Below are 22781 nucleotides of genomic sequence, written 5' to 3'. Positions count from 1 at the left end.
TTTAAGGAAGCAAGAAGCCATAGCTTGCAAAAATATCACTAGCCTCTTTGCTTTGAAGATAATTGTAAAATTCTTTAGCTTCCTTCTGATTCTTCGAATCCTTCACGATACCCGCCGGATAATTTATGGCTTTGTGAACATGCGGGCCTACAGTAAGGGCGATCTTCGTCTTTTTTGAAGTCAATGCATCTGTCTTATATACAAAGCCTGCATCGACATTCCCCGTTTCGACGTAAGACAGAACCTGACGTACATCCTTCGCAAATACAAGTTTGTTTTGCAGCGTATCCCATACCTTCTTCGCAGATAATGATTGCTGAGCATATTGGCCAGCGGGCACAGATTCAGGCTGCCCTACCGCTACCTTCTTAAAGGATTTATCCGTAAGTTGAGTGATTGTATTTAATGAAGCTTTTGAATTCGAAGGTACGACTAGAACCAACTGATTCTTAAGCAGAACCTTATGGTCAGAGATCAGTCCAGCATCCACTAACGCATTCATCTGTTTATCCCCTGCAGAGAAGAACAGATCCGCCGGAGCACCCTGCTCAATCTGCTTCTGTAATGTGCCAGATGCAGCATAATTAAAGACCAAATCAATATCGGGATGCTTCTTCTCATAGAGAAGCGCCATTTTATCTAAGCTATCTTGCAAGCTGGCTGCAGCGGATACTATAATCTCTGTCTTTTTGGCGGCTGCCTCTACCTCTACCCCTGCGCCCGCAGATAAATTCACAACCAAAAAAATTGCTAATACACCAAAGATCCTGACTGACCATTTCTTAAACATTTCCATTCCTCCCATTTTCACATGTATATATGTAGATGCTATTCTAGCATACGTTTTTTCGATTTTCTATAGATTGAGTTGTGTTTGGATATGTTTAGTTATATATTGTTATAATTAGATAGTTAGAAATGAGTATCTTGGACTTACTCGCAAAAAAAGGATGCCTCCGGCAACCATTTAAATGGTTGCTCAAGCACCCCATCTTTCGAATTGAACGAAGGTCAAATGAGCGTATCACTATTTATAGTGCGAACTCCATTTTTCCAACTGCTGCCTGATTACTTCACGATAATAGTACGGTTCAATGATTTCCGCTTCCTCTTCGAATCTCTTAATCCAGCGGACAAATCCTATATCTTGTTCCACGGCAACCTTAAAGTGAAAACATCTAGATTGACGATCCACTTTACTTGGCTTAAAAGGCAATTCGTCCTTCTTAATTCCTTCCATTACCCGTTCCGAGAATTTCACTTTGAATTCTACCTGTAAACTATCCCTATCGAGTGACCATTTCTGCTTCATAAAGGCTTGCACATCAAACGCTTCCTTCGAAAAAAAACGATTTAATGGCTTCACATTAGAAAAATCGTTGATATGATATGTACGAATAACACCCTGTCGATGACAAAATCCAATGAGATGAAAACGACTTTCCAGCGGGACCAGACAATAAGGATCAATGGTGATCCCTTTCTCTTCTAATGCATTCTCACTATAATTCGCTTGAATACTCTTTTGTTTTAATAAAGCCTCCAGGATCGGAGTAAGAAATGAGTGTTGTTCCATATGCGAACTGTTTCTTTCTGCCCACCCCACCCCTACTTCTCTTCTTGCACGTTCTATTGTTTCTTCTCTCTCCGCCTTTCGTTTATATTCAGCTGCGACTATTTTTTCATACGCGCTTTCAAAATCTATGGGTAATGCTGGTTTTATATCTTCCATAATATAGCGTAATTGCGAAAATGCGTTTGCTTCTTCTTCCGACCAATCCAAGGGATAGAGTGCAAAATTCCCAATAAAAGCATAACCTTTTCCATGCCCCAGGTGGGTTATGGGAATATGCATGGCGCTAAGCGCGTCCATATCCCGGTAAATCGTTCTCTCGCTGTTGCCGCAGCGTTCCGCCAATTCACGGGCTAATATCCCAGGCTTGGCTTGAACAAGTGTAATAATGCGCATCAGTCGGATTAATCGGTCTGTCATATTCAGTTCCCCTTGATTTATGGTTAAATAGACCCATTATTTTATGAAAAAAAGTAAAATTGTGATAGAACTTTTTTACTATGTTACCACATTTTATATTACAATTCTTCTTATAATTTTCCGCCGAATCCGCTGAAAAATCCAATTTATGTATAGGTCTTTTTTCGCTTATGTGCATCCTCGTGCAGTGAGTCCTATATTAAATTCCACCAACGGCTTTACTTCGTTGCTGATGCTCGAACCCGATCTGTTTATACAACATTTCAGCCTCTTTAAGCAGCAAAGGATCTCCAGAGCGTACTGCGAGTAGCAACATCTTATCCGCATGTCGATTAAGCATTTCGTGAGCTTCACTATGCTGGCCTTTACTTCGTAGTGCCTCTGCTTCTTCAACCGTTTCAGCCGTCTTCAACAATTCCAGATGCTTCTCAACATAAAAGCAGCAAGTATCGCTCAGAATGCGCGTATGATGCGCGTACTCCAGCTCGAGTACCTTCACGGGAAGTTCACGAACACGCTCTACGGTTGGTTTTTTATACTTCCACTGTAGGGATAATGCTTCATATTTACCTGCTACAGAACTAGAAGTAGTGAACTCCAATCCTATGAATTTGCGTTGTCCTGTTTTTATTTTTCCAAGCTTAAGCAAGAGTGAATTTCCTTCTCCAGCCTCCATTTCACATCCATAACAGCGCTTAAAAGTTACATGTGGCTCAAGCCAAACTCGTAGTTCAATATCACGTGCAACCACTTTGTGGCTGCTTGGTCGGCTATTTTCTGAAGGCAAATTTCCTTTCCATTCGACAAGTAAAACAACATCGCGATTTCCACCTGCAAAAATACGATCTTGACCCCACGTAAATATAGGAGTAATACTTTCCATCATATTTTCCACCTCTTTCTTTTTTTGGGTCTTCTATTAATGTACCAATAATGGCGGACAACTCCATGTCATGGAATGTATGTTCGGTTCTATATTATCGACAAAAAAAGAGCCATTCTACATACTAAGTAGACTGACTCTCGCAAAAACAGCCCCTTTTGTCTGTTTATGACGAAAATTTTATGTTTTTAACTTTAACGACTCTGAAGTTTAGGCTGCACTCGCTCCCGCTTAAAAAATAGTCCCAGCGCCCATTTGGCGCAAAGCAGAGAAAATATAAAAAATAGGACTGCCCAAAATATGGCCGGCACCGATGTCATCCTTGCCAGGTTACTGGCATCTCCCGCACGAGATGGAGATACAACGGCCGCATATACAAGAAATAAACTTCCCATTACAGACTCTTCCAAGGTCAAAAAAGCTAATAACAAATAATAATATTTGCTGGCCTTTTTCCACACCACCAGCATTAAAACATTCAGCGCAATAAAACCACCTAACCACATCATTCCGAAGCTTCCCCGCACGTACATTACCAGCATAATCAATGCTACTGTAGTAGCTAAGATAAGTCCCCAATCATGCCGTCCTTTACTGTAGAGATAGAAGAGCAGCAATGCGAATAAGGAAGCAAGCACATACCCGGATAGCGACACCAGTATCGCTCTGCCTCCATCTTGAATGGCTGAATAGGTGACCCCACTATGATTCGCGTATAGTTCAATCCGCAGCACACTGCCAGACAGCAGTAAAGTCACCAGCGCATGACCAAATTCATGAATCATCGTGTCCAAATTCCGAAACAAAGATGAGAATGGAATCAACCTCGTCAAAAAAGCAGATCCGACCAAAAATAACATTGTCTTAAGCCATTTATTCATTCCGCAGCAGCCCCTTTCCGTCCAAAGTATACGATAAATAGTCCCTCTTCTCAATCATGTTGAGCACAGCCAAATCGTTCTTTACAAGGAAGTGTAACCTCACTTTAAAGAGGCAAATATTACTGACCCAAGAAGCCCTATTCACGTTTAGCGTACGCTGTCAGAAGCTGTCAAGCTGTGTTAAAATAAAAGAAATACAAGCCTAAATTGGGTGGTGATTATATAGATGAAACAACGTAAATACCGTAAATATCTACAGCTGTTATGTTCGCTCCTGCTTCTGCTGACCCTTTCCATATCTCTTCCGGCCCCAGTAGCACAAGCCAATATATTCAGTGATATCTATAATGGATTCAAAAGCTTCTCTGAGCTTCCAAATGAAGTCAATGAATTGAAAGAAGGATTTCAGCAGACAGCTGAAGAGCTACAACAGGCGAAAGATAAGCTTACGAATACCATGCAGGAAATGGAGGCCTACCGGACACAGAACGAAGCCCTGCAGGAGCAGAATCGCCAACTAACGCAGATGGTTGATGAGTTGCAAAATGACCGGACGGCACGCGAAGAATATTATCATAAAATCAAAGTGACTATTTTTACGGGGATTGGTCTAATTCTGGGGTATTTTATACTCATCCGTATTGTTCGTTTCAGCATGCTTCACCGTTCTAGAAAAGGAGACCGCCTGCGCTAATCTTGAACATTCAGTAAAGATCACGTCTACAGCATGAGGGAGATGAAATATGAACATCGATGTCCAAGATGAAAGCGACAGCGGGAGCGGACAAGCCGTAGCCTTCTCCCTTGGGGAGAAAGAAGAGGTTCATGTGCTGCACCCACAGCAAATTATCGCTTATCAAGGGTCAGCCACTGGACGGGCAGACAGATTTATGGATGTAAAGGGCATCTATCGCAAGCGAAAATTGATTCGTTCGGATATGTCTGGCCCTTGCCATTTTGTCGCCGCCCTTCCACCGGGTTATCGGGTAAAGATTCTGCAGCTTGATGGAAAGAGCGATTTATTGTACGACTTTAAACATCTCTTCTTCTACAGCAAGGGAGTTACGATGGATACACGAGTGCTGAGTATGAAGAATGTGCTCGTAACACGAGATATTGTGAAAGTGAAATTTACGGGTAACGGCATCATTGGCATATTAACCGAAGGTACGGTATGTGAAGCTGAACTTCATCCTTACAATCCGCTCTATGTGGATGCAGGCAGCATTATTGCCTATCCTGAAAATGCGAAGCTGGAGCTTACCGTTTACGGCAACCATTTAGCTAGCCAGCATATGAGTTATCATTGGAAGATGACGGGCCACGGCCCTGTGTTGTTTCAGGCCGGACGCCAGAATCGCCGATTTGAAAGAGATAATAACGATGATGGAATTATTAAACGATTTCTGCGCGAAGCCGTGCCATTTGGTGGAGTATTTATTAAATAGAATGCTTCAAAAAGAATAGCGCCATGCGTTAACAATACGCAGGCGCTCTTTGTGTATTCTATCCCTATAAGGATATTGTCTTAACCGATAAAGGCATTCAGCATCCAAGCATGTTTCTCAATGCTGCTTCTGATGCCAATCAGCAGATCCGCAGTTGGTTGATCGCTCAATTCTTCAGCAGTAGCAATTGCATCTTGCAGTTCTTTAGCAACAGTCTTAAAGTCTCTCACGAGCTCAAGTACCATACCTTTAGCATCTTCGCCGCCGCGGGCTTCTTGTAAGTCGGACAATTCAAGATATTGCTTCATTGTGGAGGCTGGTTGTCCACCAATAGAAAGCAAACGCTCAGCCAAATCATCTGCATAACCCGCAGCTTCATTGTATAGCTCTTCAAACTTCTCATGAAGTGTGAAGAATTGAGATCCGCTAACATACCAGTGATAATGATGAAGCTTTACCCCGAGCAGGAACCAGTTCGCAGTTTGGCGGTTCAAAGCAGCTTGCAGTTCAGTATGGTTCTTTAATTGTGTTGTCATTAATAAAACCTCCTATGGTTCATTTATTATAATTGTATTTAGACTCGTTCTAAATCTATATACAATTTAACACACTCTTTCGTGTTTTGCAACTATTCTGGAGATTATATGTTGTGCCGATTCTAGCACAGCTTATGTTATGAAGCCTATTATGTGTGTCACACTTTGGTAAAAGAGTCTCTTCTCTAGATTAAAGAAACATCCTCCTCCGCGGTCTTTCCTTTCCTGCTGCGGAAGAAAGCCCTCATCTCATCACGCTTACTCTTCGGACTTAGGACATACACAGTATCCCCAGGCTCAATAACAGTACTGCCATGCGGAGTGACAATCTTTTTATTGCGGATAATTGCCGTAAATAAGATATCATCTGGCAGACCTATTTCTGAAATCTTCTGTCCAGCAATCGGCATATAAGGGTTAATTCCAATATGGTTAAACTCCGAGTCTGTCTTGCCAAGAGCAACCAGCTCCATCAGGGAAGGCTGATCTGAATCTTCTTGCCCCACAAGCTTCAATCGGGAGGCTAGCGGGGAAATACTAGTTCCCTGAATCACCGCCGAGGTCAGTACGACAAAGAATACAACATTAAAGAATAGTCGTCCGTGAGGCAGATCAGCCAGCAGCGGATAAGTCGCTAACACAATCGGAACGGCTCCACGAAGTCCGGCCCAAGAAATCAAAGTCTTCTCGCGGATCGTAAATTTGGAAAAGTGCAGGCTTATAAATACACCGATTGGTCTAGCTACAACCATCAGAATGACGGATAACAAGATACCTTGCCATGCCACTTCCGCCAGTTCCTGTGGAAATACTAACAAACCAAGCAGTATGAACATAAATATTTGCATCATCCAAGCAAAACCATGACTAAAATTCATAATGGTACGGTGATACATTAGCTCGGAATTCCCAAGCGTAAGGCCCATAACATAAACAGCCAGCAGCCCGCTGCTATGTACCCATGCTGATAAACCATAGGTCAGAACAGCAAAGCCAATCGCCATTACTGGATAAAGACCTGTAGAATCCAGGTTAATTCGATTGATACAGAAAACTGCGATCTTCCCCAGCACAAAACCCAGTACTAAGCCAATGCCCATCTCCCATATAAAAGACAACAGCAGCCCCCATATCGCCATATCCGGATGCTGTATCCATTCGATTAGCGAGACTGTCAAGAATACCGCCATTGGATCGTTGCTTCCTGATTCTGCTTCTAACGTCGAGGTCAGACGTTTATCAATGTTCTTACCACCGAGTACCGAGAAGACTGCAGCCGCATCTGTCGATCCAACGATCGCTCCAAACAGAAAGCTTTCTGGCCATGTCACATCAAGGATCAGCTTAGCGAATACCCCTACAATGGCTGTCGTCATGATTACGCCTACCGTTGATAAGGATAATGCTGGCCGAATAACAGGTTTAATATCCTTAATATTCGTCTGCATGCCACCTTCGAATAATATGACAACCAATGCGAAGATCCCGGCCATTTGCGTTAAGGAAGCATTGTTAAAAAAAACAAATTGGCTTAGCACCATCCCCGCAGCAAGAAACAGCACTAAAGCTGGCATTCCAAATTTAGTGGAGAACTTGGTGGAAAATACGCCTACAAGCAGGAGTGCTGCCAGTAATAATATAATATTATCTGCAAGTTGGGACACCGATTATTCACTTCCCTTTCTCTTCTAGCTTTAAAATATAAGAAGCTTCCTTATTTATGTACTTTATTACCCTTTTCGATATCCTTTTGAGACATTGAATAATATAAACAAGATTGGAGATTTCATTCCCCGGGCCTTATACTTTATGTAAATGCTTTCTCCCCATCGTGTGTACATATAGGAGGTTGAATGTTATGCAATTGAGATTAATTAAACCTGCGGAGCTAGACCAAGCGGCTCTGCTCGCAGATTCTGTCTTTCGTGAACCGGGTGCCACTTCAATGAAAGAACTGTTTCCACTTATTTTCCGTCCTGGGCTCAGTCATTCCTACGCGGCTATTGCCGATGACGGAACGGTTGCTGCTTTCATGGGGCTCGTACCCTCCACGATCAAGACTGGAGATGCTTTCCTGAATGTATTCTCCATAGGTGCTGTCTGCACCGATCCCGCTTTTCGGGGCCAAGGACTGGCGGGCCAACTTCTACAGCTATGCCAGAGTCACGCTGCCGAGGCCGAGGCATCGCTGATTTTTGTCTCGGGTGATCGTTCGTTATACACCCGAGCAGGGTGCGTACCGTTCGGAGGTACGCAATTTGCCGAGCTGAACGCAAGCTCAGCTCAGGCACTTGCAGCCGCAGCAGGAGAAGAATGGACGCTGCGGCCAATGCAGCCGGGCGACTTCTTCGCCGTCTACCGGCTGCTCAATGAACGCGAAGCCGGACATGTATATAGTCCGGGTGAGCTGGCGCTGCTGCTGGGGACCGAGGCTTACGCGGGTGTGATGGGCTTGGCCCAGCGCACACTCGTAGCCGTTCGGGACGGCAGCATCGAGGGGTTCGCCGCGGTGGCTGTGCCCGCGGCGGCAGACGTGCCAGCGCCGAACGCGGCGACGGCGGTGGAATGGGCCGGCCAGCCGAGCGCGGTAGCGGCATTGCTGGCGAAGGCGGCCTTGTGCGGTGGTGTTGGCACGCTGCAAGTGCCTGTGCCGTGGCAGGAGCGCGGCTTGCTCGCGCTCCTGCGGGACGCCGGCGCCAGCTTAAGCGGCGGCGCGAACAGCGGAACGGTCTGCATCGCAGACCGGGAAGCGCTATTGCGGCAGACCGAAGGCTGCCGCAAGGGCCTCGACTTGTCGTCCGTGCAGGACGACAAGGAGCTGATCTCGCTGCTCTTTGATCCAGCGAGTTCAGAGGATTCCGATGCTATTCCTTTGCCGTATATGTCTGGACTTCGTTTCATTTAACGGATTTAAAAAATAAGAATAAACGGAAGCCGTCCTTTTAAGGACGGCTTCCGTTTATTGTACGATGCTCCTAATTCCGCATGGTGTCTCTGCCGTGAGCTACTTGGTGTATTTTGCAGGTTATTTAGTATGCGCTATAAATGATTATATAAATTCAAATGATACCCTTATTCTCTGGAATACACCTGCAGCTCTTGAATGGACCAATAATTCCCGCCGGATCCGGTCTGTACAATTTTGATATACCTCGTCTTTACTTTAGAAAAGGATATCTTAGTAAGCTCTTTCGTACCTTTTCCAGACGTGAGTTTGTTCCAGTTTTGAGCATCGTCAGAAATATAAACTACATAGTCTCTTGGATAATCAAAAGGTGAAAGCGCGCTGTCCAAATCTATTCTTTCAATTTCATGTGCTTCACCCAGATCAATCTGAAAATACTCTCCGGAAGCCTGATGTTTCCCCGTATCCCAGCGCGTGCGCCGATCCCCATCGATAGCCAGACTCGGAGCTGATGCTGCCGTATTCACATTTGAGGATACCTTCCATTTAGTACGATCCAGAGGAACCAGTCCGGTGGCTGTAATCTGAACTTTATCGGACAGTAAATTAGAGCTGGATACCCTTACCGCGTAGGTATATAACGTCCCTTCACGTAAATTATGATCCGTATATTCTGTAAGCTTCACATCGGTGGCTACCACCTTCATATCCCCGCCGCTACCTTCAGCGCGAAGCAGCTCATAGCTTGCTCCTGGGGCCTCCAACCAATTTAATTTTACAGCTAAACCTTTTGTTGCTGCGGCTTTGAATCCTTTAGGGGCCGACGGCTTTACTTCAGAGGAAGGCTGCAAAATATACTGCACAGCCTCTCCTGGAGCAAGTGTCTCCGTAAAGGTTAACGTGGGAGTAGCCTTTTTCCCTGTTACATAACTTCTTGCTTTTTCATAGGTATCCCCGTTTCCAAAACGTTCCCCTTCATACACCCCGTTTTTCGGCATAGTCACATTTACACTCACAGTTTGTGGAGTAGACTCAAAGTTAACGAAATTAACCAGCACCTTATTTGAGGTCGCTCCACTTCCCGCAAGAGGCTTCAATGTAGAAGTATCCACGGCCCGAACATAAACCAGCTTGTCGGCTAACACATCTTTGTTTGCAACTTGGTAAGTTAATGGAGCTCCATGCGTAGCATAAGCAAGACTGAGCCTTCTCATAATGCTGACACGTGAATCCTCGTTCTCTTTTGTATAGTAAATCTCTGTGGTTGCCGGATCATGCTCTTCTAAATTAAACCCGTATTTAAATAAACTGAAATCCTTAAAAAAAGCAGCATGCTGCACAAACATATCCGCATAACCAATATGTGCACGCATGATCCGGTCGAATACAGCCGCTGTCCGCTCCGTTGCCCCGTATTGATAGGCATCCACATGACTGTCCGAGGTACCAAATTCAGTGGTCAGCATTTTTTTGCCGAGTCCATTGTCTGCGCCAGTGAAGGTCTTCAAATTCTCAGTAAAGCTTCCTCCATTACTAAAAATATAAGAGTCGCCGTAGGAATGTCCATTGGTCAAATCCGTAACCTTCTCCAGCTCCATACGTTGGTCTGGATCACGTTCCCAGCCATCCGGATCTCCACATTCCTTCCCGGTTCCCTTCTGATTACCACAGGAATCTTCACTGTAGCTCGGCCAATACGCCCAGCCCGGAGCAACAGTTTGTAAATGGGGCGCGATTTGCTTACCCTTTTTATTCAACCAGTCCGCAATCGCCAAGTTAACTGCCTTAGAACGATTGAATAACCCTGGCTCATTATCTACCTCATAATATTGAAAATAAGGGCTATATTGTTCAAAATAATCTGTCAGCTTTTTCTCCGCATCAGCAGGCAACGATCCATCTGCCTTAAGCTTAATATCACCAGTATGCAAATACAGAGCAACCGCCTGCATGTTGTAATCCTGCAATACCTTGTAATATTCCAGCATATCTGAGCAGGATCTCCCGACATCACTGGCACAGCTGGTACGCATCACATTGCCGCTATAAGCCATCCCTAGCCATTTGATAACATAAGGCAAGTGCGTAACCGCACCTTCATCAAAGTAAAACTGCTTATTATTCACTACTGTTCCGGTCAGTGTATAGCTGCCATGAATAGGCTCGGAAATTGGAGCGTTAAGAGATTCTAAACGGAGATTATCCCAAGTCCACCAGGAATATTCGTCTTCTTTGTCACTACAATATAAACAGCGAACCGTTTGCAGCTTCAATTCGTTCGTTCCCAGCTTCAATTGCTCCTTGGGAATGTATAATTCATAGGATTTTTGAAAGCTATATTCACTTTCTGTGCCCGATACGCCCGCAATTTGAATGATCCCTGACAATTGATGATTGGAAAACACACTCATTTGCGGCACGGATTTATAAGCATCCAGAATTCCTACGCTAAATAAGACCCCATTCTCCGGGATCTTATTTAGCTGATAGGTGATCGTTAATTCCGGCTGGGTCTTTCCATTCAAGCCTGCAGGCAAGCTCTGAAGAGCCGATGATTTGAGCGCTGAAGAAGGAACATTAAATACCTTCTTACTGCCAGAAGTGCCACTCGCAGCGAACTCAGCTGCTGAGCCATCATGTTGTCCCAGATTCCAGAGAACAGTACCATCCGGTATTTCTGCTGCAACATCACTTCCTGTAGCTAATCTTGGTATATTGGCACCTACCTTATAATCGTTCGTCTTATTCGTTCCGAAAACAGAGACAGACAACAGAAACAAGACGGTTAATGCGGTGAATTTCAGTAATAACAGTAATGGTTTGTTTGCAGTTATCCTATTTTTTCTATTAGATATTCTCCTCGTTATTCCCATCCATAGGTCCTCTCTTTCTTCCGGAATGTCTAACCCTATCATTTCATTAGATTAAGGAAGGAACAATGCCCCTTGTGGAATCACCTGCTGCTTCTGGCTGGAACTCTCCCACAGCAAGCGAAGATTAGCATCTCCTTCATTCTCATAATATTCAATTTGGATATCATAAAGTGTTCCGGCTGTGAGCGGGATACTTCCTTTATGAAGGGTTGCACTTTGATTTTTCCAATTATCGATGATCAGCTTTCCGTCAATCCAGACACGGACTCCATCATCAGAGGATGCCGAAATCGTATATTTTTCACTGAATTTGGGTTTGAGCTTCCCTTTCCAGCGAACAGAAAAATGATCTTCATCTATCTCCTGTGCAGGTGACCCGCCATGCCAATTAAAATCAATCTTACGATCATCGCGGATAAGTACCGCTTCTCCCTCTAAATCAGTATTGTTATAGTATTCTCCAGTTAAACCCGTTGGAGTTACCGGGATTACCGGTGCTATCGAAGGGCCTCCTGTTGTGAGAACGTAATCCTCTCTCGATACTATAAACGAGTCATTCATAAAGCTTTTAATTGACTGTAGCGTATTATTTTCTGTCAGTAATTTTCCCCAGGTCATCATATAGACCCATTTATTTTGTTTCTCAGTTAATACATCCGGGTTCGGCAGCTGTCCGCTCTCCCCGATTCCGATAGGTTTACCTTCGGCCAGTGCGAGCAGATCCTCATAGTAGGACTGCTTATAATCGTTATTGTAGATATCCGCAGCCAGAACATCGAGTTTATCCGCACCGGGATAATATGCAGCATAAGGATCTGCCCATTCATTCGGCGCATTCGGATTCCACACCCACAGTAGATTATTCAGCTTGTGTGTGTTTACAAAACGATCATAGACAATATTCCAAAGCGCTGAAAAATTGTCCTTTTTCCCCCACCAAAACCAACCGCCATTCATTTCATGGTAAGGTCGCCATAAGACTGGAACTCCGGCATCACGCAGCTGTCCCAAATAGCCAGCGATCTCGTCTAGATCAGAGATTAGACTCTTATACTGAGCCGTCCCAGGCGTAACATAAGCATTAAACTTCTCTTGACTGAGATTTCTGTTTACATTGGACCATTCCGGAGAAGTCCCCGGCAAACTCTGATGGAATGTCATGGCTACAATGCCACCCTCTTGATACCACTCCATTGCACTGTCTATAACAGCTTGTCGCTGTTCTGCGATCGTCCCTTCGGGTTGATTATTAATTGCCCCCAATTCATAACCATGTAGAACGGCATTTTGTCCCGATGTATTCTTCAGCTTATGAACCAGTTCATCTGGACTTTCTAGATAATCATGCTGGCCAGACAGGATTCCTTTGCCACGTAGATTCACCAAATTACTCAGCAGTTGCTTGGCTTCTTCAGAAGCTGATGGATTGCTTGGTATAGCCGGAGGAAGAGAGGAAGAAACACTCATAGCCTTCGGAAGACTCTTAACCTCTCCCCAAGGCAGCAAGGAAAAAATAATAAACACCGGTAATATAGTAAACAACAATCTGCTTTGCTTATAATATTTACGCAAATAAATCCTCCTTTCGGTAGCTGTACTGCCTCCACAGGTGCTAAATAAACATACCTGTTATCGGACAATCGTCTTCTGACCTAATGAGGACTATAGCTTAGTAGCTCTGCAATAACGCAGAGCCACTAAGGATCGACCTTTAATTTTCATCAATCAGGAGACATCCGGAAGATAAAGTGCACTTGCTGGAACTGTCTCTTTAGCTTGACTAGCACTTTCCCACATCAAGCGGACTCTCGCATCGCCTTCATTTTCGTAATACTCCACCTTGATATCGTATAGCTGACCAGCCTTCAGCGTTATATTCCCCTTACGCTCAGTACCACTTTGCTTAGTCCAACTATCAATCACGGATTGCCCATTCACCCAGACACGGATGCCATCATCTGAGGTAGTGTAAAATGTATATTGCTCATCATATAATGGCTTAATTTTACCGCTCCAACGTATGGAGAAACGATCAACCCCGAGGGCGGCATCCGGCGATCCTTGCCGCCAATTGAAATCGATAATTGCATCAGTTCTAGTAAGAGCTGCTGCTCCCGATAGCTGTATGTTGTTGTAATATTCTCCTGAAAGCCCCTTCGCAAGAGGAATGGCTGCCTCACCCTCTTCTTCGGGAGGTGCCGGCGCTGGTGCAGCGCTAGGTGTCGGTGCCAGACCAGTATTTAATTTATCTCTGGTCAGGGTATAGTTGCTATTCATAAATGTTTTAATTGTATCTGCACTGTTATTCTCGTAAAGCATTTTTCCCCAGCTCATCATATACGTCCATTTACTTTGTGATTGCTGAAGCTTCTCCAGATTAGGCATTTCACCATTCTCCCCGATCGCAATCGGTTTGCCTGCGGCTAGACTCAACAAGCTGTCATAGTATTTTTGCTGGTAATCATTTTCGTATATATCTGCTGCCAGAATATCTACTTTATCAGCACCTGGATAAGTTAGCGCATAAGGATCTGACCAAACATTGGGAGCATTTGGACTCCATACCCATAACAAATTATTTAATTTATGAACGTTAACAAAACGGTCATACATAATATTCCAAAGTTTAGAAAAGTTATTTTTCTTCCCCCACCAGAACCAGTTCCCGTTCATTTCATGATAGGGTCTCCAAAGCACCGGAACATTGGCATCGCGCAAGCTTTTTAAAGAGACTGCCACCTTATCAAGTTCAGCGATCAGATTGTTATATTGCTTGGTACCCGGTGTAACGTAACTATCGAACTCATTCTGACTAAGTGTTTTTTTCACATTATCCCAGTCATAAGAGGTGCCCGGCAGGTTAGCATGAAAAGTCATAGCTACGATCCCGCCCGCTTTATTCCAGTTGATGGCGCTGTTCACCACATTTTGACGCTGCCAGGCCATCGTTCCTTCTGACTGACCGCTGATCGCGCCCAGTTCATAACCGTGAAGAGCGGCATATTGTCCGCTGGTCCCCTTCAGCATATTGTTAATTTCATCTGGACTTTCTAAATAGTCATGTTGACCAGCAATAATACCTTTTCCTGAGATCGAGTAAAAATAGTTAAGCAGCTTTACGGCTTCAGGTGAGGCTCCTGGGGTAACTGGCGTTCCAGAATTTGAAGCAGCTATGACAACAGACGGCGAAATTCCAACAGTAAGCGGAAGTGCAGTCAGAAACAAGACGAGTGACAGAAATGCGCCAAATAATCGATACGTACGGTAAGCTTTCAAAATAATCTCCCTTTCGGTAGCCAGGCTGCCACTCTTTCGAAGGCCCTATAGCTTTGCGTCCCTACCTTTCGATAGGTTTGCCTTTTCAATTTAAGAGAAATAATCTCTCTTACCGTAAGTATCGACGACAATTAATGATATATTTAGTGTTTTTATGACTTTTTTTGATAATTGAGTCAATTTACCTGTTTCAAGAAATTTTGGATTGGTTATATAGATAGGTTAGACCTATGAAATGAATTGTTGTAGTTCTATATCATTCCAGTCTAAAGTAATACGAATGTTATCTTCTTCTACTAATTCAGAACCCGTCTGTACCTCTATAAACTCGACATCCGTCAAAGCAAGGATCGCGTGCTTCGTTCCTTCCGGTATACGTACCACGTCCCCAGCCTTCACATTATGTTTTTTCTCATTCAGCACAATACTTGCTTCGCCGCTGACGATTGTCCAAATTTCACTACGCTTGCGATGTAATTGATAGCTGATATTATTCCCCTCGGATATAAAAATCCGTTTGGTCAGCACTTCATTGCCTTCATCATATTTCACATAATCAATAACTTTGTAATGGCCCCAGCGGCGTTCCTCGTACATCGGTCTTTGTTCAAAGGTCTTCAGCACTTCTTTAATCCGTGGGCTCTCAGCTTTATGGGTAACTAGAATCCCATCCGGGCTAGCCGCAATGATCAGATCCTTCGCACCAATTACCGTGATCGGAATATCCAGCTCATTAATCAAGCAAGTCCCCTCAGAATCCGCCGTTACAAAACCTTTTCCTACATGCTTGCTGCTCATTTCCTCTGTCAGCGTATTCCACGTTCCAAGATCCTTCCAGAATCCATCATACGGCTGTACTACAATATGTTCTTCTTTCTCCACCACTTCATAATCAAAGCTGATGGAAGACAATAGCTTATACTGCTTCTGCAATTCTTCATATCCTAAAGGCAACCCTTTACGCTGCAAAATATCTAACAAGTACCCTAAGCGGAAGGCAAACACTCCACAATTCCACAATGCATTTTGCTCGATGAGCTGTTCTGCTTGTATACGTTCTGGTTTCTCTTGAAAGTGACTCACCTTCATAAAACCATTTCCCCCCGCCTCTTCGGTGGTAGGAATAATATATCCGTATTTCTCTGAGGCATGTTCAGGAACAACACCCATTAGTGCCAAATTTGCTCCACTTTCCAGCATGGTCCCCTCAAGCATAGCTATGGTATCGAAAAAGGATGCTTCTACATAAGGATCAACAGGCAATATTGCTACCGTTTCCGCTGGAGAAACACCTGCCACTGAATAAAGATAGGTAGCTGTTAAGGCGATAGCCGGAAAAGTATCCCGACGCTCCGGTTCAACGATAATCGGCACATGACTTCCCAGTTGGCTTTGTATCATTTCTACTTGGCCGCGGCCGGTGGCCAGATAAGATGATTCTGCCATCCCTGCTTCCTCCAGCTGTCTCCAGACACGTTGTACCATGGATTCTGGTTCACCTTGAGGGCTTTCAAGTACCTTTAGAAATTGCTTTGAACGTGAGTCGTTGGACAACGGCCATAACCGTTTACCTGAACCGCCTGATAGAAGTACCATTTTCATAGAATGAACCCTCCTTAATATATGGAAATGAGCATAATTGAATTGTTATCAAAACGTATAGCTTCCGCTTAGCCTTAGTTCGAGCGGATGCATTTTTAAAAAAATTTATTAGGTATGAACCACTCCAAGGGATTTTGGACTTCCGATCGCTGTTATCCTCAGATTTCCTGATTTGAACCGCCGCCAGCGGTAGAAATCCGAGGATAAAGGCGAACACTCCGTTTCTACAGTTCCAAATTCCCTTTCCGTTCTTTACCTAACCAACTTCTTCTTAATACTTGATCCGTGCGTACCGGGCTGTACCAGCCGGAAGCAAGCACGTTTTTCTAAAGATTTGCTTCTGCTCCGGGGGAGGCAGCAGCAGCAACTGCAAGAACAACGGCAAGAGCAAGGCTAGTTGCCACCACGGAGACAAAGACGATGACAACTATAAGTGCTACTGCTACTGCGATAAACAATCAGAGTACACTAACTATATAAATTGCTTAGAAACTTAAGATAAGGGAACGAAGTGGCGGAGGAGAATTTTGGAACTGGAGGAGCGATAGCGTCCGCCTTTGTCTGCGGATTTCTACCGCTATTAGCGGTTAAAATCAGGAAATCTGCAGACAACAGCGGCCGGAAGTCCAAACATTCTATGGAGTCACGTCTCATCCCTAAATAGAAAAATCACAAGTTCAATCCATATAACTTAGATTAAACCGCTCCAGCCACACTAGCAGAATAACCACTCAATCCACCCATCTGCGGGCGGCCGACAGAATGATAAACGAGGCCGGTACCCTCGATTTGCTCCTTGGAATACACGTTGCGTCCATCGATCAATACCCCATTACGCATGCTTTTCGCCAACTGATGCAGATCAATCTCCTTGAGTAGGCTCCAATCAGTCAGGAGGCATACGGCGTCGCTGCCCTCAGCCGCTTCCTCTGGCAGATTGCACCAGCGAAGCTGCGGATGATCGTATTGCTGCCTGAAATTTGTAGCTGCAATTGGATCATATAGTTTGACTGTTGCCCCTTCAGCCACCAGTGCCTCAACAATCTCTCTGGCTGGAGCTTCGCGGACATCATCAGTATTAGGCTTGAAAGCAAGCCCCCATATCCCAATCGTCGCACCGCGCAGGCTGCCAAGTGATTCATGGAGCTTGGAGATGATCATAAACCGTTGTCCCTTGTTCACTTCGACTACAGATTTCAATAATTTGAATTCGTAATCGACGTTACCCGCAATTTGAATGAGCGCATTAGTGTCTTTCGGGAAACAGGAGCCTCCATAACCGATACCAGCCTGCAGGAAGGATGACCCGATTCTTTGGTCCATACCCATTCCTTGTGCTACCTCGGTTACATCAGCTCCCACTTTTTCACAAATATTGGCGATCTCATTAATAAAGGAAATCTTCGTGGCCAAAAATGCATTCGAAGCATATTTGATCATTTCAGCACTGCGTATATCTGTTACAAATACATTTTCTGTGAAACCCTTATGAAGCTCACGCATGGTTGGTTCCAGCTCTGGATTATCAAGACCAATGACAATTCTGTCGGGATGGAGGGTATCGCGAATCGCTGACCCTTCACGTAAAAACTCGGGAGCAGACACGATATCAAAAGAATGATGGGTAAACTTAGAGAGCATTTTGGAGATTTTCTCATTTGTCCCTACGGGAACTGTAGATTTAGTCATTATAATCTTGTGCCCTTCCATCGCTTTAGCGATTTCAGCGGCTGCACCCTCAATGTAGGTTAAGTCAGCTTCACCGTTAGGCAATGATGGCGTACCTACAGCAAGAATGATAATATCTGAACGGCGCACCGACTCTTGAAGATCTGCAGAAAAAGATAACCGTTCCTCACGAAGATTCAGTTCAATCAGTTCCTCGATTCCCGGCTCATAGATGGGCGATTCCATCTGTTTCAGCTTCTTAATCTTTTCCTCGTCCTTATCCACACAGATGACATGATGTCCGCCCAGTGCAAAGCACACGCCAGAGACAAGACCCACATACCCAGTACCGATTACTGTCAGCTTCATACAATCATCCTCCTTTTAGAAAATTGACGTAGGCCTGCTCAACATACTGCTTGAACTTAACCATAAACGCCTGCTCATCGAATTTACGTGCATGCTCCATGATTTGATCGATATCCCAAGCGTAGGACTCTACCTCATAAATAGCCTTAAGTAGATCCTCCACTTCTTGATGCTGAAAGAACACACCATTTACATAAGGAATAATAGTATCTAGTGCCCCACCTGCTTGATAAGCAATTACCGGTCTTCCTGCAGCGTTCGCTTCCAGCGGTGTAATTCCAAAGTCCTCTTCTCCTGGAAAAATGAACGCTCTACACTGTGCCATCATTCCAGTCACTTGCTCATCTTCTAGCCGGCCCAGAAACGATACATTATCCTTAGCCATGCCTTCGAGACGCTTGCGATCTGGTCCATCCCCTACGATATAAAGCTTAAGTCCGTTACGGTTAAAAGCCTCTACTGCCAGATCAATCCGCTTGTAGGAAACAAGCCGGGAGACAATTAAATAATAGTCACCAATGGTTGAAGAGCTTGTAAACCGGGCTGTATTAATCGGTGGAAATATGACATCTGCATCCCGGTGATAATAATTCTGAATCCTCGTCTTCACTACTGATGAATTGGCTACGAACTGATTCACATTTTTGGAAGTTCGCTGGTCCCACGTTTTGAGCTGCTGCATGTATACCTTAAGCATTTTCTTGAACAGCCCGGAATTCGACTGACGTTCCATATAGGTGTCATAATCCCATGCGAAGCGCATAGGCGTATGGCAGTAACAAAGATGAAACGTATGTTTAGGAACTTGAATACTTTTCATAAAAGCACTGCTGGAACTCAGGACGATATCGAAACCGCGAAAGTCCAAATCACGGATGGCCATTGGATAAAGTGGCAGCACCCCTTTAAAATTGGTCTTTACCCCCGGAATCTTTTGCAGCCAGGAGGCACGGATATCCGCATCTTTGAGATTGTCAGTAAGGCGGCTTCCGTTAAAAACCGTTGTATAGATTGGAGCCTCGGGATACATGTGATGAAAGACTTCCACCACTCTTTCCGCGCCGCCCATTTGGATTAAGTAATCATGCGCTATCGCAATTTTCATGTGAATCATCCTCAAAGTTTTATGGAGCATCATCTTCAGAATTACCGCGTCATATCATCTGTCAGGTGCCCGCCAACAAACCTTTATAGTAGTCAACGATGTCCTTGACCGTATTCTCGATAACAAAATGCTCTTTCACTCGTTTCATCCCATTGTCCGCCATCCGCCGTCTTTCCTCTGGGTGATCCAGCATCCATTTAATGGAGTCTGCCAGTATCGCCGCGTCACCAGGCTCTATCAGTAGCCCTGTCTCACCTTGAACTACAATTTCTACCGGCCCGCCTTCATTGGAGGCGATCACCGGCAATCCCGCTGCCATTCCTTCAACGATAACTTGGCCAAAAGGCTCAGGAGTTACCGAAGTGTGAATCAGTAAATCAGCAGTATTCATAAGGCCTTGAATATCATCCACATGCCCTAGCATGCTTACATTAGTAAGCTCGTCGTTGTTTATCTTTTGCAGCAATTCCTGCTTATAAGCCTCTTCTCCAAACAGAGCGTCTCCGGCCAGCCAGAATTTCACACGAGGTTCGTTCTTAAAGCTTTTTGCGGCTTCCAGCACAATATGCTGACCTTTCCAATGCGCCAATCGACCAACTAGCAGTACGTTAAAATCCTTCTGGTCCCGCATGCCGATCCCATTACCAATCGCTTTAGCGAAAGCGGAGTATACGACCAGCGTTTTTTTCGAACGCGGCAACTCCAAAGCATTCAGCGTAGAATGTGAATTTGCGATGACTCCATTTGGGAGCAGACGCGACAGCAAACGAATTCCTTTGGCAACGATTGGCTTTAAATAAGGAGCTCCAATATGATCCCGGATGTGCCAGATCAATGGAACGCCCGCTATTTTTGCAGCGATGGCTCCGTATAATGCAGATTTCAGGGAATTGGTGTGCACGCAATCTACCTTCTCCGCTTTTAAAAGCGGCGCAAGCTTGCGGCCATAAGCCAACAGCTTGAAGGCTGCAGCAGGTGCTCCCAAGTTGACTGCATTTCTACCACGACTTCTGATGCTCTCATCCAGCGGAATAATACGGACATCCATCCCTTTTTCACGTAACCGTTCAGCCAGGGCACCATCCTCAGCCAGGATTACCAGTGGATCGATCTGTTCTCCAATATGGGTAAGGATGTTAAACAGGGCAACTTCTCCACCACTCCATTTAGCAGTGTGATCTATATAAGCCACTCTAAGCATTACGTGGTCACCTCCTCTCCTAAGGCTTGTAGGAACACGGATTCTACTTGATCCGTAACATGCTCCCAGGTATATCTCTCCAGTACATGTTCTCTACATTCATCCCGGCTCGGAAGCAGTTTTCGATTGCTGAGCATATGGATCATGCCTTCGGCCATGTGGTCGCTACTTGAACTCTTAAATAGCAACTCCGGCCGGAAGCCTTGCAAAATTTCCTTATTGCCGCCAATCGGTGTAGCCATCACTGGCAATCCTGAAGATAAAGCTTCAACGGTAATTAAACCAAAGCCCTCCAATGCCTGTGAGGGAACCACGAACATATCCGCTGCCTGATAATAAGAGGCTAGCTCATGATCGGGAATGTAGCCTAGCAGTCTTACCTTATTGCTTAAGCCATAGTCGGCGATCTTTTCTTCCAGTTCTCCCCGCAACGGCCCTTTACCACCAATCAGCAGAATTGCATTCGGGAAACGCTCCGCAACTTGCTTCCAGGCTTCAAGCAGCTGTAGTAATCCCATCCGGTTGACCAACCGTCGGACAGTCAGCACGGTTGTTGCTCCCTCAGGTAAATTTAAGCTTCGGCGAATCGCCAATCGATTCGTAGCGGGAATAAAACGTTCCACATTAGCTGCTCCTGGAATCACTATAATTTTGTGGAGAGGCACTCCGTGCAGCTTATGGAGAATATCCCGGAACGTCTCACTAAGCACGATGAACTTATCCGCTAGTTTATAGGCTCTATGTTCAATGGATTTGGCGATGGTTGTTTTGAACCGGTGCTTAATGCCTTGACCTTCGATTTTCATTTCTTCATTCCATGGGCCATGAAAAGTCATCACTACAGGAATCCCACGTTTCTTTGCTTCCAGGGCTGGACCAATACCATAAGGAGCAAAGTGAGTGTATAAAATATCTATACGGCCACTGCCCTCTCCCATCAGATCGGCCGCCTTACGCTGGAAAGCATCCTTACGTTTCCAGATCCCATCTTTTGGATCTCCGGCATTGTGAATAATCAATTCCTCAGGGGTAGCAGGCGTCTCTTGACTGCAAATCAGCGCATGCACCCGATTACGTGAGGAGAGTTGCTCGCAAACGGATTTGAAATACGTGTTAAGCCCACCCGGCTGTAGCGACGGCCAGCTAAGGCCTGTCGTCATAATGTTCAATCCGTCACTGTACGGCATAGCTTCTCTCTCCTTTATTCTCCTTCTCGGTCTGACTCGTCTTCGCATTGTGCTGAGTCAGCTTTCCCGATCTAATTAATTCGTAATGCTTGAAGCCGACCATGAATTCATACATGACCCAGAATACGGATACACCGAAACCTGACATTCCCTTCTTGAACAACCCGTGTAAGAAATACTTTTGCAGGAAACGGGCTGGTGGTCTTAACAGCAGATGACTGACCCGAAATCGTTTGCCCTTGGCATACGCACTTTCAGCTTCCAAGTCAGTATACTTATTGAAACGTGCCACATGATCGTTAATACTGCGGTAACCATAATGCCAGAGGGTTCCTGTCAAACGTATGGTTCGCTCTTCAGAGACCTCGGGCATCTCGTGAACCAAGCTGTTTCGAATTCCATACGCTTTGCGGTTGTAAAGGCGCACTAGATATTCGCCACGATCCAGCCATCTGCCCATAAAATCACCGATCCGGTAGATAGAATAGGCAACCGATTGATCCATAAGCCCCGGTTTCAGTTCAAGAATACTTGCGGCCAACTCGTCGCTGACCACTTCGTCAGTATCAATAAGGAAGACCCAATCATGAACCGCGCGTTCTACTCCGAATTCCCTCTGTTTCGCATATCCGGGCCATGGGTTGACGTATACACGACAATTCAAGCTTTCGGAAAGCTGAACTGTCCCGTCTTTGCTGCCTCCGTCAATCACAATCACCTCGTCGGCGAATAACCTGCAGGATTGTATGGCCTTAGATATTCGAACTTCGTCATCCTGAGCGATGATGACAGCCGATATTGGATAATTGTTTTGGCCGCCTACCACGCTTTTTACTGAATCCATGAAGGTTTCC

General features: G+C 44.9%; 18 protein-coding genes and 1 riboswitch. Of the genes, 3 read left to right on the top strand and 15 right to left on the bottom strand.

The genetic code is table 11. The features are described 5' to 3' along the window. Position 1: 1 nt before the first annotated feature. From modA to PAENI_RS19925, 4 genes are all read right to left on the bottom strand, one after another. Entirely contained in the window at positions 2-796 is a 795-nt protein-coding gene (gene modA, locus PAENI_RS19940; protein ID WP_410477480.1) for a molybdate ABC transporter substrate-binding protein, read from the bottom strand. A gap of 231 nt (positions 797-1027) precedes the next feature. Further along, positions 1028-1993 carry a helix-turn-helix transcriptional regulator gene (locus tag PAENI_RS19935; RefSeq protein ID WP_076283907.1) on the bottom strand — a complete coding sequence of 322 codons (966 nt, stop codon included), beginning with the start codon at positions 1991-1993 and terminating at the stop codon, positions 1028-1030. Between the two features lie 199 nt (positions 1994-2192). Then, positions 2193-2879, bottom strand: coding sequence for a hypothetical protein (locus PAENI_RS19930; protein WP_076299145.1), 687 nt, complete (start codon positions 2877-2879; stop codon positions 2193-2195). Positions 2880-3070: 191 nt separating this feature from the next. Next, entirely contained in the window at positions 3071-3757 is a 687-nt protein-coding gene (locus tag PAENI_RS19925) for a M50 family metallopeptidase (protein WP_076283905.1), read from the bottom strand. 226 nt (positions 3758-3983) lie between these two features. Between PAENI_RS19925 and PAENI_RS19920 the strand changes: the two genes are divergently transcribed. Both PAENI_RS19920 and PAENI_RS19915 read left to right on the top strand, forming a co-directional pair. Continuing rightward, positions 3984-4451 (top strand): DUF3450 domain-containing protein, encoded by a 468-nt coding sequence (locus tag PAENI_RS19920; protein WP_042185202.1) that lies wholly within the window; start codon positions 3984-3986, stop codon positions 4449-4451. Positions 4452-4500: 49 nt separating this feature from the next. After that, a complete protein-coding gene (locus PAENI_RS19915) occupies positions 4501-5205 on the top strand; it encodes an AIM24 family protein (RefSeq protein ID WP_149646472.1) in 705 nt (234 codons plus the stop codon). 80 nt (positions 5206-5285) lie between these two features. Here the strand turns inward: PAENI_RS19915 and PAENI_RS19910 are convergent, their stop codons facing one another. After that, the gene (locus PAENI_RS19910) at positions 5286-5741 is read right to left on the bottom strand and encodes a Dps family protein (RefSeq protein WP_042185198.1); all 456 of its coding nucleotides are present in this window, start codon (positions 5739-5741) and stop codon (positions 5286-5288) included. A 185-nt stretch (positions 5742-5926) separates the two neighbouring features. Next, on the bottom strand, positions 5927-7405 hold the full coding sequence (locus tag PAENI_RS19905; RefSeq protein WP_076299144.1) for a potassium/proton antiporter: 1479 nt from the start codon (positions 7403-7405) through the stop codon (positions 5927-5929). Between the two features lie 194 nt (positions 7406-7599). On the opposite strand from PAENI_RS19905, the gene PAENI_RS19900 reads away from it, so the two are divergent. Continuing rightward, positions 7600-8646 (top strand): GNAT family N-acetyltransferase, encoded by a 1047-nt coding sequence (locus tag PAENI_RS19900; protein ID WP_149646471.1) that lies wholly within the window; start codon positions 7600-7602, stop codon positions 8644-8646. Between the two features lie 167 nt (positions 8647-8813). Here the strand turns inward: PAENI_RS19900 and PAENI_RS19895 are convergent, their stop codons facing one another. From PAENI_RS19895 to PAENI_RS19850, 9 genes are all read right to left on the bottom strand, one after another. Next, a complete protein-coding gene (locus PAENI_RS19895; protein WP_149646470.1) occupies positions 8814-11519 on the bottom strand; it encodes a discoidin domain-containing protein in 2706 nt (901 codons plus the stop codon). A gap of 51 nt (positions 11520-11570) precedes the next feature. Beyond that, on the bottom strand, positions 11571-13091 hold the full coding sequence (locus PAENI_RS19890) for a glycosyl hydrolase (RefSeq protein WP_262495662.1): 1521 nt from the start codon (positions 13089-13091) through the stop codon (positions 11571-11573). 153 nt (positions 13092-13244) lie between these two features. Then, positions 13245-14795, bottom strand: a complete 1551-nt coding sequence (locus tag PAENI_RS19885) for a glycosyl hydrolase (RefSeq protein WP_149646469.1) — start codon at positions 14793-14795, stop codon at positions 13245-13247. Positions 14796-14807: 12 nt separating this feature from the next. Next, a riboswitch (cyclic di-GMP riboswitch) is annotated at positions 14808-14887 on the bottom strand. 136 nt (positions 14888-15023) lie between these two features. Then, positions 15024-16397, bottom strand: coding sequence for a sugar phosphate nucleotidyltransferase (locus tag PAENI_RS19880; RefSeq protein ID WP_149646468.1), 1374 nt, complete (start codon positions 16395-16397; stop codon positions 15024-15026). Positions 16398-17093: 696 nt separating this feature from the next. Beyond that, positions 17094-18434, bottom strand: a complete 1341-nt coding sequence (locus PAENI_RS19870; protein WP_149646467.1) for a UDP-glucose dehydrogenase family protein — start codon at positions 18432-18434, stop codon at positions 17094-17096. Between the two features lie 4 nt (positions 18435-18438). Then, on the bottom strand, positions 18439-19539 hold the full coding sequence (locus PAENI_RS19865) for a glycosyltransferase (protein ID WP_036676592.1): 1101 nt from the start codon (positions 19537-19539) through the stop codon (positions 18439-18441). Between the two features lie 61 nt (positions 19540-19600). Next, entirely contained in the window at positions 19601-20740 is a 1140-nt protein-coding gene (locus PAENI_RS19860; RefSeq protein WP_149646466.1) for a glycosyltransferase family 4 protein, read from the bottom strand. Then, complete coding sequence (locus PAENI_RS19855) at positions 20740-21927, bottom strand: glycosyltransferase family 4 protein (protein ID WP_149646465.1); 1188 nt, start codon at positions 21925-21927, stop codon at positions 20740-20742. Before PAENI_RS19855 ends, PAENI_RS19860 begins: the two co-directional genes overlap by 1 nt. After that, positions 21914-22771, bottom strand: a complete 858-nt coding sequence (locus PAENI_RS19850) for a glycosyltransferase family 2 protein (RefSeq protein ID WP_076283899.1) — start codon at positions 22769-22771, stop codon at positions 21914-21916. Before PAENI_RS19850 ends, PAENI_RS19855 begins: the two co-directional genes overlap by 14 nt. Positions 22772-22781 lie beyond the last annotated feature (10 nt).

Origin of the sequence: Paenibacillus sp. B2(2019), assembly GCF_008370385.1 — a bacterium.
In the GTDB taxonomy this organism is placed as follows: domain Bacteria; phylum Bacillota; class Bacilli; order Paenibacillales; family Paenibacillaceae; genus Paenibacillus_AQ.
This window is presented reverse-complemented; position numbering and strand designations above follow the sequence as displayed.